This window comes from Ignatzschineria sp. LJL83 (assembly GCF_054871845.1).
Genome location: NZ_JBTXLY010000005.1, coordinates 136,286 through 147,987 on the forward strand (window position 1 = coordinate 136,286; position 11,702 = coordinate 147,987).

The 11,702-nt window shown below is 40.0% G+C and carries 11 protein-coding genes and 1 pseudogene; 5 read left to right on the forward strand and 7 right to left on the reverse strand.

Annotated features, from left to right (window positions below; translation table 11 throughout):
* Position 1: 1 nt before the first annotated feature.
* The 6 genes from ureG to ACYSN2_RS04920 form a co-directional block, all read right to left on the reverse strand.
* Positions 2–640 (reverse strand): urease accessory protein UreG, encoded by a 639-nt coding sequence (gene ureG / locus ACYSN2_RS04895; protein ID WP_461749141.1) that lies wholly within the window; start codon positions 638–640, stop codon positions 2–4.
* 223 nt (positions 641–863) lie between these two features.
* Entirely contained in the window at positions 864–1,550 is a 687-nt protein-coding gene (locus ACYSN2_RS04900) for an urease accessory protein UreF (RefSeq protein WP_461749142.1), read from the reverse strand.
* Between the two features lie 224 nt (positions 1,551–1,774).
* On the reverse strand, positions 1,775–2,443 hold the full coding sequence (locus tag ACYSN2_RS04905) for an urease accessory protein UreE (RefSeq protein ID WP_461749143.1): 669 nt from the start codon (positions 2,441–2,443) through the stop codon (positions 1,775–1,777).
* 229 nt (positions 2,444–2,672) lie between these two features.
* A complete protein-coding gene (locus ACYSN2_RS04910) occupies positions 2,673–4,391 on the reverse strand; it encodes an urease subunit alpha (protein WP_461749144.1) in 1,719 nt (572 codons plus the stop codon).
* 284 nt (positions 4,392–4,675) lie between these two features.
* Positions 4,676–5,119, reverse strand: coding sequence for an urease subunit beta (gene ureB, locus ACYSN2_RS04915; RefSeq protein ID WP_461749155.1), 444 nt, complete (start codon positions 5,117–5,119; stop codon positions 4,676–4,678).
* Positions 5,120–5,169: 50 nt separating this feature from the next.
* Entirely contained in the window at positions 5,170–5,472 is a 303-nt protein-coding gene (locus ACYSN2_RS04920) for an urease subunit gamma (protein ID WP_461749145.1), read from the reverse strand.
* Between the two features lie 1,149 nt (positions 5,473–6,621).
* Here ACYSN2_RS04920 and ACYSN2_RS04925 point away from each other — a divergent pair.
* The 5 genes from ACYSN2_RS04925 to ACYSN2_RS04945 are packed head-to-tail and all read left to right on the forward strand — an operon-like array spanning position 6,622 to position 11,440.
* Positions 6,622–8,184: an ABC transporter substrate-binding protein gene (locus ACYSN2_RS04925; protein WP_461749146.1), complete on the forward strand. Its 1,563-nt coding sequence runs from the start codon at positions 6,622–6,624 to the stop codon at positions 8,182–8,184.
* Complete coding sequence (locus ACYSN2_RS04930) at positions 8,181–9,164, forward strand: ABC transporter permease (protein WP_461749147.1); 984 nt, start codon at positions 8,181–8,183, stop codon at positions 9,162–9,164. Before ACYSN2_RS04925 ends, ACYSN2_RS04930 begins: the two co-directional genes overlap by 4 nt.
* Positions 9,161–9,988 (forward strand): ABC transporter permease, encoded by an 828-nt coding sequence (locus ACYSN2_RS04935; RefSeq protein ID WP_461749148.1) that lies wholly within the window; start codon positions 9,161–9,163, stop codon positions 9,986–9,988. Before ACYSN2_RS04930 ends, ACYSN2_RS04935 begins: the two co-directional genes overlap by 4 nt.
* Positions 9,988–10,764 carry an ATP-binding cassette domain-containing protein gene (locus tag ACYSN2_RS04940; protein WP_461749149.1) on the forward strand — a complete coding sequence of 259 codons (777 nt, stop codon included), beginning with the start codon at positions 9,988–9,990 and terminating at the stop codon, positions 10,762–10,764. Before ACYSN2_RS04935 ends, ACYSN2_RS04940 begins: the two co-directional genes overlap by 1 nt.
* The gene (locus ACYSN2_RS04945) at positions 10,757–11,440 is read left to right on the forward strand and encodes an ABC transporter ATP-binding protein (protein WP_461749150.1); all 684 of its coding nucleotides are present in this window, start codon (positions 10,757–10,759) and stop codon (positions 11,438–11,440) included. Before ACYSN2_RS04940 ends, ACYSN2_RS04945 begins: the two co-directional genes overlap by 8 nt.
* A gap of 150 nt (positions 11,441–11,590) precedes the next feature.
* On the opposite strand, the pseudogene ACYSN2_RS04950 reads toward ACYSN2_RS04945, so the two are convergent.
* Positions 11,591–11,702, reverse strand: a pseudogene (locus ACYSN2_RS04950) (IS5/IS1182 family transposase); the annotation flags it as partial.

Here is an 11,702-nt window from a genome sequence, read left to right on the forward strand (position 1 = left end):
CTTATTGCCCTACTTTTGCCGAAGGATGCGTGAAGAGGAATTTATCCATAATCATATCGACTAATTCATCAATTCCCTCGCCCGTCATGCAGTTTGTTAAAACGTAAGGACGATCGCCACGAACCACTTTCGTATCGCTCTCCATCACATCTAAACTCGCATTGACATAAGGCGCCAAATCGATTTTATTAATCACTAAGATATCCGCTTGCACAAGTCCTGGCCCATTTTTACGAGGAATTTTTTCGCCTTGTGCCACATCAATGACGTAGATATAAAAGTCTGCCAATGCCGGACTAAATGTGAGCGTTAAGTTATCACCGCCACTTTCAATTAAGATCACATCGCTATCGGGGAATTTCTCTTCGAGCTCTTCCACCGCGGCAATATTCATACTCGGATCTTCACGAACCGCCGTATGCGGACAAGCACCTGTTTCAACGCCGACGATTTTATCTTCATCTAAAATCCCTTTTAGCGTTCTTTTGACTTGCTTTGCATCTTCTGTTGTCACGATATCATTCGTGATAATAAGCGGTTTTACACCACGTTCAATAAGCTTTGGCGTGATCACTTCTACAATGGCTGTTTTTCCAGAACCGACAGGACCGCCGATACCAATACGTATCATTTTTTTCATCATTATTATCCTTTTCAATATCTCTTTGAAGTCACGCTAATGCGCTTCTAAACTGATGTTTCAGCCTCAAACCTTCGCCGGAGATATATCATTTATGTTTTATGTCTATAAAATATTTATCAGTTATCTATAAATATATAAATTCTGTGTATGAAATTCCTTGTGAGAAATTTCTGATAGGAAATTCATTAAGGAAATTTCCTTGTGAGAACTTCTATGAAAACTAATTCATAAACAATCGCACAAACGATTGCTGATGGAGTGCTGATAGCAGATCAATCACCGGCACATACGATGCCATTTGCTCAATATCGCCACTTTCGGCAATATCGCAAAAGGCTTCAATATCTTGATTCAGTTCAAAGAGAATCTGCTGTGTTTCATAGTGCGTAATGCGCATTAACCGCATGGCCGCACTGAGGATTGTATTCGCAATGCCATATTGATGCATGACCATCACTTCTCGCTCTGAAATTCCTTGCGCCGCCATCACAATGGCTTGCGTCACAGGATGCGTGCCTTTAGTTTCATGGGTTTTAACGAGATCAAGCCATTTTTGAATAAGCGGAAGATTTGTCGTTGCAGAGGAAATTTCCGCAAGCTTTTTGCCGAGCTTAATCGTCATCTGCTGCGCTTCTTCATTGAGCTTACGATTATAAACCGCCGAATCAATCGCCTTTAATGCCGTAAAATCTTCTTTTAAAAACGCTCTGTGCGCTACGATAAGCGCAATGCCATCACTACTTGCCGCAGATGCTAAAGAGGTCTTTACAAACGATTTAAGCGTTTCGCTATCTTTAATAATACCTGCTTGAATGGCAGATTCTGCGCCATTGGAAAAGGTAAACCCGCCAATGGGCAATGCCGAGTCGGAGAATTGTAAAATTTTAATTAAATCTGATGCTTTCATAATCCCTCCGAATGTGAGATTAAACGGAACATAACGTGAATCGATAAAGAACAGATCTCGAAGAAATCCAAAAAAAAATTCAAAAGAAATCAAGAAGGATTTTAGAAAGCGCTTACTCTTTTCCTCGTTCTATCTGATTCGATTTATGTGTTTTATCGGCTCTATCTGTTCTATCGGTTCAATTGTTCTATTCCCAATTAACGCTGATCAATTAACACTGACTTTTAATCATGATGATGATCGTGTTTATGATCGTGGGAATGTTCATGTGAGTGATCGTGAGAATGCCCGTGATCATGTCCGTGCGAATGTGAATGTGAATGATGATGAGAATGTGGCACATGCACATGAGTATCTGTTTCTTCTGATCCACCAAAGAGTAAGCGCGCTTCTGATTGGCTCATATTTGGTAAAACATCATCGCCCGGCACAAACTGAAAGGAATCTTCTTGGAAGCTGTGGGTTTTCATCATAGAAGTCATCACTTCACGGCTCACAGATAATGGCACATAAACATGATTTTCTTTCAGCACCGCTTTCCAGTGCTGATTTCCAAGGGCATGACCAAGCTCAAAGCTCGCTTTCACTTGCGCTTCTGCCGGCAATTTTTGCAAATATGACAAATCAATCACTAATACATCACGAAGGGAAATTTCTACCACAATCATCGTATTGTTCTCTTCATCAAAGAAGATCACATCGCCATTGGATAACAACGTATGACGATCTAGTGCAATCCCTAAATCTTGCCCATTTTCACTATGTTTACGGCAACGGCTCTTCTGCGCATCACGCTGATCCAATTTTAGAATATCCACGTCCGCTTCTATGCTACGTGTTTGCCAAATGGGATCTTTTTTCACATTTCCCAAAATATGTTCAATGATAATCATATTGACTTCCTTTCTGAATGAATCTGTAAATAATAAATAGTGACCATTACCGCTAGCGCGCGATACTCAAAAGCATGCAAGCATTCGACCCAGCCACGAATCAGCACATTTTGTTTCCGAAAAACTGCTTAAACCGATGTAATGAATGATTCAGAGAGAATGCGCTAATCCCTAATCGTTTGTTCATAGCGCATATTTCCGAAATTTCCTTCACGACATCTTCATCAAGTTAGCTGAAGAAATAACGCTGATTCATCACAACGTGCGTGACAGGTTCACAAGTTGCATGAACGCCGTTCACTTTTACCGCAAATGTTTCCGGATCAACTTCAATGGTTGGTGTGTCATTGTTACGAACCATATCGTCTTTTGTTACATTACGGCAATTTTTCACTGCCATCACGTGACGCTCTAAGCCCGCTTTCTCTTTCACGCCATCTTCGAGCGCTGCTTGAGAGACAAATGTAATACACGTATCGTGAATGGATTTCCCCATGCCACCGTACATTGGGCGATAGAAGATCGGCTGCGCGGTTGTGACTGCCGCATTAGGATCGCCAAGCGCTGCCCAACTCACTAATCCGCCTTTAATGATGAGCTTTGGTTTTGCACCAAAGAATCGTGGATCCCACAATACTAAATCCGCCATCTTGCCAATTTCGATAGAACCCACCACATGACTAATGCCTTGTGCAATCGCTGGGTTAATCGTGATTTTTGCCACATAGCGAAGGACACGGAAGTTATCATTATCTTCGGCATCTTCCGGCAATTTACCGCGAGCGGCTTTCATTGCATGCGCTGTTTGCACGATACGAAGCCAGTTTTCGCCCACTCTTCCCATGGCTTGAGAATCGCTTGAGAAAATGGAGAGAGCGCCCACATCATGTAGCACGTTTTCTGCGGCGATTGTTTCAGGACGCACTCGGCTATCTGAGAATGCCACATCCGAAGGAATATTCGGGTTGAGGTTATGACATACCATAATCATATCGAACAATTCCGCTTGGCTATTAATACCAAAAGGAAGCGTTGGATTGGTAGAACTCGGCAATACGTTAGATAACCCCGCAACCTTGATAATATCAGGCGCATGACCACCGCCGGCACCTTCTGTATGGAACGTATGAATAGTACGACCTTCAAATGCCGCAATGGTTTCTTCCACGTAACCGACTTCATTCAAGCTATCTGAGTGAATGGCTACTTGAATATCATATTCATCGGCAACACGAAGCGCATTGTGAATCGCATTCGTCGTTGCGCCCCAATCTTCATGAATTTTAAGCCCTGCTGCACCGGCAACGATTTGTTCTACCGTTGGCGCATCTTCAAACGCACAACCTTTTCCGAGAATGCCCACATTTACCGGTAAGTTTTCAATGGCACGAAGCATTTTATGAATGTGCCAAGGTCCTGCGGTTAAACTGGTGCCGTTACTGCCATCCGTTGGTCCAACGCCACCACCAAAGAATGTGGTGACGCCATTTGAGAGCGCTTCTTGCGCTTGCTGAGGCGCTATTAAGTGAATATGTGTATCCACGCCGCCGGCAGTAAGAATTAAGTGTTCGCCTGAAATTGCATCTGTTGCAGCGCCCACAATCATTCCCGGCGTGATGCCATCTTGTAAATTTGGATTGCCGCTCTTACCAATGCCGACAATGTAGCCATTTTTAATGCCCACATCAGCTTTGATAATGCCTTGAATCGCATCTACAATCGTGACATTTGTGATGACAAGATCTAATACGCCTTCAGCGCTTGTTAAAGTATTATCTGCGCCCATGCCATCACGCAGAGATTTTGCGCCGCCATAGACAGATTCTTCGCCATATCCACGCAAATCTTTTTCAATTTCAATATAGAGATTGGTATCTCCTAAGCGAATTTTATCGCCCGTTGTAGGACCAAAAAGTCCGCTATATTCTTGTCTAGAAATTTGAGCCATTGTTCTATCCTTTTAATTCATTGAATCCGTTAATTTATGAAGATGATGCGTTGTATTTTTTGAGATGGATCTAGGAAAATAGGGTTAAAAAAATTCAAAAAGCTTCATTGTGAAATAGAGGCTGATTCATTGCTGAACCTCATGCTTGCACTCTTCTGCAAATCTAGTGTCAGCAATATTCAAACTTTTAGAATTTTAAACCGAAATAACGATCACATTAAGAGCCGATCATCAATCGTTGCAAGATCTTGTATTTCCTAACTTCCCTATTTCTCCGATGTTCATTACGCTTCAGCTTTATGCTTAAACCCTAATGCGATCGCTTTCTCAAGCGCTACTTCTTTTGCCGGACGGCCATCAATCATGGCATCTTCCCCGACATATCCATCGACGAGATTATTAAATCCATATACCAACTGTTTTCCGCCAAAAGGTACAAGAGAAACAGTCGTTTCATCTCCCGCTTCCAAACGAATTGCTGTCGTTGCTGCAATGTTTAAGCGTTTACCAAATGCCGCTAAGCGGTCAAATTCCAATGCCGGATTCACTTCAAAAAAATGAAAGTGTGAGCCAATTTGAATCGGTCGATCGCCGGTATTACGAATTTTAATGATCGTTTCTGGCTTATCTTCATTAAACACAATGGGCGTTTTCGCTAACACAAGTCCACCAATCGGCGTTGGCATTGCCATTGTTTCTGTGGTGTCCAACGTTAAAGAGATATCCATATCTGCGGTAAATTCACTCATAAAAAACCTTCCATATTATTGAAATAGCATTATTTAATCGGATTATGAACTGTGACAAGTCTTGCGCCATCTGTAAAAATCGCTTCCACTTGTACCATAGGAATGAGATCGCTCACGCCTTCCATCACATCATCTTTAGTTAATACTTCGCCGGCCTCTTTCATCATATCTTCCACTGTTTTACCATCTCGAGCGCCCTCAAGAACGGCAACCGTAATAATCGCAACGGCTTCAGGATAATTTAATTTAAGACCACGAGCACGGCGCTTTTCTGAAACGTCCGCAAGGGTATAAACCATTAACTTCTCAATTTCCCTAGGGGTTAATTGCATAACTTCTCCTTAAATTTATTCAAAAGAGACACATCCATTTCTCAATTCGATGTGTGAACAGGCTTTCTATATGACGATTTCAATGGAACCTTTTCATTCATAGGGGAAACCTATCAGATCAACGTCCATCTAAATCGCCATTAAATAAGCCCAATTGACTACTTACAAAAATCACACTTTCACTCAATAAAAATTGTTTTATAACAAATCTTTACCGTATTAGCGGTTGTGATTCCATAAAATACTCACTTTTATTCATGCGAGCTTCAAGAGCATAAGAGTTTTCACTCAAATGTTTACAAATTTAACAATATTGTGGGTGTTAATAGTTAGAAAACTTCAATTGAATGAGTCGCTATTAACGATCAGAAAGCCTTAGTTTACAATTTTATGCTGTAATGATGCGTCAGGCCTGATTTATTCGCTTACTTATACACTAATCTAGAAGAATTTGTCGAATTTTATTTTTACCAAAAGTGCCTTTCTGCCGGTAGTTTTACTACTCAAACTGCGAGAAGGATTACCATTAGCGGTAAGTCACTCTCTTCAATATAAAAAATTAATATTTATTGTCAATTATTTTCACTTTTTAATTGCACAACGTCACTAACCTCAGTAAGATTGCCATGAATTTTTTCCCACTTTTTATCAAAAAAGTTCTTCATCATTCATTGAATCGGAGGATTTTTGTACTTGCCATCGACAGTAAATCTGAAAATAATGAAATAATTAACCAGGCATTCTAAAAGTATAAAATAACTGCTTTACCATCCTAAGAATTACACTCATATCAATCATTAATTATTACGAGTAGTTCTTCATACTCACCCTATATTTTTAATACAATTTAAACACCCAAAAATAAATTTAAGAACACCTTTTAAAAATAAAAAATTAATAAAAAATTAATAAAAAAATATATTTCTAAATCTATAAAATTCAAATATAGATCTTTAGACAAAAGTCTATAGTTTATTGAAAAATATCTATATTTGTAATGTGCCTCATGCCTTAACTATTACGTGATTTACATCACTTAATAATAGATTGTTTTAATTGCAACAATAATTAATTATAAGTATTATTACTTAAAAATATTTACAATGTTTTAAAGACACCTTCTATCATTCTATTAAATCGGAGAGTTTCATGAATTGGAAAGCACTTTCTTTTACATTCGTTCTATCTTTAGGTTGCCTTATGACTGCTCAAGCGGCTCCTAAAGACTCTCTTGTATTAGCGATTGGCGGTGAATCTGAGAATGGATTTGATCCTATTTCAGGTTGGGGAACGTATGGGAATCCGCTTTTTCAATCCACCTTACTGCGCCGCGGAATGGATCTTGAAACATTACCAGACCTTGCGACAGCTTGGGAGCTATCAGATGATCGTAAAACATGGACCATTACATTACGTCCTGATGTGAAATTTTCAAATGGTGATCCATTAACTTCTGAAGATATTGTGTTCACTTTTGAAAAAGCTAGAACAGGCGCAAATTCACTCGATCTTTCGGTTCTCGATAGCGTCAAAGCATTGGATGATTCGACCGTACAATTCACACTGACAAAACCATGGATTACCTTCATGGAAGCATTTTATACGCTCGGAATCGTTCCTAAAAACAGTTATGATGCGGGATATTCCCGTAATCCTATCGGTTCAGGTCCTTATAAACTCATTGCATGGAATGAGGGAGAACAATTGATTGTTGAAAAAAATCCTGAATATTACGGCGACAGTTCTGATTTTAAAAAAATTACCTTCCTCTTCACAAGTGAGGATTCTAGTTTGGCAGCCGCTAATACAGGTTCTGTAGATTTAGTGGCGGTTCCAGCGCAGTTTGCCGATATCTTACCTCCTAATTTCCAGAGGATTTCCATTGAAACAGTTGATAACCGTGGATTAAGTATGCCTTTCACGAAACCTGAGGTGATTGAGATTCCTGACCAAGGAAAGCGCAATATCGGTAATGCGATCACTTCTGATCTGGCAATTCGTCAAGCAATAAATATTGGACTTGATCGGGACCTTATTTTAGACGTGGCAGTACAGAATCATGGCACTAAAGCCTTTGGACCTGCCGATGGCTTACCGTGGGCAGGAAAAAACGATGTCGTAGAATATAATTTAGAAGCTGCTAAAACCATATTAGAAGATGGCGGCTGGCACTTACAAAAAGATGGTATTCGAAGCAAAGATGGATTACGTGCATCCTTCAAAATTCACTATCCCGCCAATGACCCTAGTCGTCAGGCAATTGCGGAGGTTGTAGCAGAGCTCCTCAATCCTTTAGGCATTGAAGCGACACCAAAGGGCGGAAACTGGGATTCTATTGGACAAATCATGCATTCTGAACCTGTACTTTTTGGCTTTGGTAGTCATTCTCCTTATGAGTTATATGCCATCTATTCCGGCAATCTTTCCGGTATTGAGTATATGAATCCTTCCTATTACAACAATGAAGCGGTTAATGACTTATTTCAACAAGCTCAAACATCCCAGAGTATTGAAGATTCCTTGCAACATTGGTCAAAAGCGGCTGACTTTTACGGCTCACAAGGGGATATAGCATGGATTTGGTTGATGAACTTTAACCATGTTTACTTTGCCAATGAGTGTTTAAGTCTTGGTGAAACTCAAATTGAACCTCATGGACATGGTTGGCCAATTACTACATCTATCGCACAATGGCGCTGGACGTGTGAATGAAGCACTCTCTCTTTTTTCAGCTGAATCTCAGGCTATTAAGAGTTGTTGGATTAGTTCTTTTCATTACATTTGCCACATTTGCCCTCATCAAAGCTTCGCCTGTTGATCCTATCAGCCATTTTTTAGGACCTGCTATTTCGAAAGTCAGTGCAGAACAACGAGCGCAAATTGCGGCAGTTTGGGGATTAGATCAGCCCTACTTTCAACAATTTTTATCTTGGATCAAAGATCTTCTGCATGGGGATTTTGGTTATAGCATTACCTATAACAAGCCTGTGATCGAAGTATTTAAGGATCGTTTAGCACCCACATTGCTACTGACGGGTTCTGCTTGGATTTTATCTGGACTTTTAGGATTTGTTCTTGCGTTAGTTGCAGCCGCATTTGAAGGTCGCTGGATAGATCGTATGATTCGTTTCTATTGTACGATTTTAACAGCAACACCGGCATTTTGGCTCGGCATGTTAATGCTCATTATCTTTTCTGTAGAACTACACTGGATGCCGATCTGCTGTGCAGGTCCCATCGGGGTTGTGCCTGAAGATGTGACTCTATGGCAAACGCTCTATCATCTGATTTTACCACTTCTAACTTTAACGTTATTTGGGGTTGCTCAAATGGTACTTCATTCTCGGACAAAGCTCCTAGAAGTACTCAAATCAGATTATGTTATGTACGCTTATGCGCAAGGCGCAAGTAAATGGGATGTTCTTCTTCATCATGGGGTTCGTAATGCATCTCTACCTGCATTAACCGTTTTATTTGCCTCCATTGGGGAACTTTTCGGAGGCGCAATGCTTGCAGAGCAAGTCTTTGCTTGGCCGGGATTAGGCCGCGCAACTGTAGAAGCTGGGCTTCGGGGAGATGTTGCGTTACTTCTCGCAATCACACTCATTACAACCATTGTCGTTACTATAGGAAATATGATTGTCGATATTCTCTATCAGTTATTAGATCCAAGATTAAGGGAGCGAGCATGATTCATTTTAGATTCAATGACCGCATTCGTACTGCGCTGTGGTTTGCGATAGCCCTTGTTCTCATTCTTTCAATGCTCATAGCGTCCCATTACTTCAATGAGGTTGGGATTCGTGCAAATTTTGCCATTCGTGAACAAGCGCCTTCCTGGCAACATTGGTTTGGAACCGATAGCTTAGGACGCGATATGTTTGCAAGAACGCTTCATGGATTAACGCTAAGTTTAAAAATAGGCGTATTATCGGCTCTGATCTCCGTCTTTTTTGCACTCTTTATCGTACTCTTTTCAGGCATCAATAAAGTTGCAGATTCTATTACAAATTTTGTGATTGATGCAGCCCTGTCAATACCGCACTTAATATTGTTAGTTTTAATCTGTTTTGCTTTAGGAGGAGGAACAGAAGCGGTTATTATCGCCATTTCAGTATCTCTTTGGCCACGATTTGCACGAATTTTAAGAGCGGAGTTGATTCAGGTTCATGCCGAACAGTGGATAGAAGCGTCACAAGGATTTGGGAAATCTCGGCTCTTTATCCTGTTTAAGCATATTTTACCGCATCTTATTCCTCAGATTTTAGTAGGTTTACTCCTCATGTTTCCTCATGCAATTTTGCATGAAGCAAGTCTAACTTTCTTGGGCTTTGGCTTAGAACCTTCTCGTCCTGCCATCGGCATTATGCTCTCTGAAGCGATGCGTCATCTAAGTTCTGGTAAATGGTGGCTCGGAATCTTCCCAGGTCTTGCGCTATTGTTCATGGTTCTCTGTTTTGATATTTTAGCGAATAGTATCCGCCGTTTAACGAATCCTAAAGAGGCGCAAAACTAATGTTGAAAATTGAAGATCTCTCCCTTTTTTTATGGCGCTATCAGAGTTTTTTTAAACAAGAAAAAGCTCAACAATTGCATCATCTGAACTTCACTATTAAAGCAGGAGAAATGACAGCCCTTATTGGAAGCTCTGGCGCCGGAAAAAGTTTATTGGCGCATGCTATTTTAGGATTGCTCCCGAAAAATATCGTAGTAACGGGGGATATTTTCCTTAATAACCAACAATTAACTCCTAAAAACTTACCAAAATTACGAAAAAAAGAGATTGCATTTCTGCCTCAACAAATTAGTTGCCTTGATCCCACGGCAACGATCCAAGATCAACTTCTATGGAGTGCGAAAAGAGCCGGCGTTCATATTAATGTCTCAGAAAAACTCGAATCGGTAGAACTCCAATCGGATATTGCAAAATATTATCCCCATGAAATTTCCGGAGGCATGGCAAGAAGAATTCTAATGCTTCAAACAACACTTTGCCAACGTGATTTGATTATCGCAGATGAGCCTACAGCAGGTTTAGATCCCGATAATCGTGAAATCATTTTGCAACAGTTAGAAGCTCAAGCAAGCCAAGGTGCTGCAATTCTACTGATTACCCATGATCTACTTTCTGTTTTAGAATATGCAGATCAAATCGCAATTATGCATGAAGGAAGACTAATCTCTACAGAAAAACCCACCGCTTTTGAAGGTTCAGGAAAACAATTATCTTCTCCTTTTGTGCAAGAATTATGGCGTGCTATTCCTCAAAATGGGCTATATAACTATGTCTGATCAAGAAATATTAAAATATCCAAAGAATAATCCTCATGATTTTATAAGACTTAAAGATTCTATCTTGGAAGTAGAAGGTCTGAGTGCGGGATTTAAGAAAAAAATTCTTTTTCAAGATCTCTCTTGGATCTTAAAAAGTGGTGAAATTTACGCCTTAACGGGTAATTCTGGTAGTGGTAAATCCACGTTTTCACGAATTCTAGCAGGATATCAAAAACCGATTGCCGGAGAGATCAAGCTCGATGGTAAAACGCCGAAAGAATATCTAAAAAGTCATGAGTTATGGCCCGTACAATATCTCTATCAAAGCCCGCTTCAAGCGATGAATTCTCGTTGGACTATTAAAAAAATTATTATGGAATCCGGAAGTTTTGATCTTGCACATGCTGAAAGATTAGGGGTACAAGAGGAGTGGCTTGATCGTTTTCCTCATGAACTTTCTGGCGGTCAATTACAGCGTGTTTCTATTCTTAGAGCATTAGGGGCAAAACCTCGGTTTTTAATTGCCGATGAAATTACGGCGGCGCTCGATCCTATTGCACAAATGAAGATTTGGGAAATGTTAAGACATCTTTCTAAAGAACATAATATGGGAATTCTTGCTATTAGCCACGATGAAAATCTCTTACATCAACTTGCTCCTGCGGAAAATTTTTTACATTTTCCTTTAAAGTAGATGTTTAAATTTCACTGAAATATCGCTAATAGAAAGTAAATCAGCCACTTAGAATGCTTCACCATTCATTTAATGAGCAAAATAAAATAAGACGTCATCCCTTCCCTCATAAATAATCATTGCTAAAATAACCTAGGGTCTGTTGAACATTCATAATTTCAACCAAATATAAGCACAGGCTAAAGCAACATTACTGATATAGCTATTTTTCAACTTATCATATCGTGTTGCTAAACCTCTGAAATGCTTTAAAGTTGCAAAC

Excerpts from the sequence above, each read along its gene's own strand:
- ureG (WP_461749141.1), bottom strand. The coding sequence starts at position 640 with ATGAAAAAAATGATACGTATTGGTATCGGCGGTCCTGTCGGTTCTGGA.
- ACYSN2_RS04900 (WP_461749142.1), bottom strand. The coding sequence starts at position 1,550 with ATGAAAGCATCAGATTTAATTAAAATTTTACAATTCTCCGACTCGGCA.
- ACYSN2_RS04905 (WP_461749143.1), bottom strand. The coding sequence starts at position 2,443 with ATGATTATCATTGAACATATTTTGGGAAATGTGAAAAAAGATCCCATT.
- ACYSN2_RS04910 (WP_461749144.1), bottom strand. The coding sequence starts at position 4,391 with ATGGCTCAAATTTCTAGACAAGAATATAGCGGACTTTTTGGTCCTACA.
- ureB (WP_461749155.1), bottom strand. The coding sequence starts at position 5,119 with ATGGATATCTCTTTAACGTTGGACACCACAGAAACAATGGCAATGCCA.
- ACYSN2_RS04920 (WP_461749145.1), bottom strand. The coding sequence starts at position 5,472 with ATGCAATTAACCCCTAGGGAAATTGAGAAGTTAATGGTTTATACCCTT.
- ACYSN2_RS04925 (WP_461749146.1), top strand. The coding sequence starts at position 6,622 with ATGAATTGGAAAGCACTTTCTTTTACATTCGTTCTATCTTTAGGTTGC.
- ACYSN2_RS04930 (WP_461749147.1), top strand. The coding sequence starts at position 8,181 with ATGAAGCACTCTCTCTTTTTTCAGCTGAATCTCAGGCTATTAAGAGTT.
- ACYSN2_RS04935 (WP_461749148.1), top strand. The coding sequence starts at position 9,161 with ATGATTCATTTTAGATTCAATGACCGCATTCGTACTGCGCTGTGGTTT.
- ACYSN2_RS04940 (WP_461749149.1), top strand. The coding sequence starts at position 9,988 with ATGTTGAAAATTGAAGATCTCTCCCTTTTTTTATGGCGCTATCAGAGT.
- ACYSN2_RS04945 (WP_461749150.1), top strand. The coding sequence starts at position 10,757 with ATGTCTGATCAAGAAATATTAAAATATCCAAAGAATAATCCTCATGAT.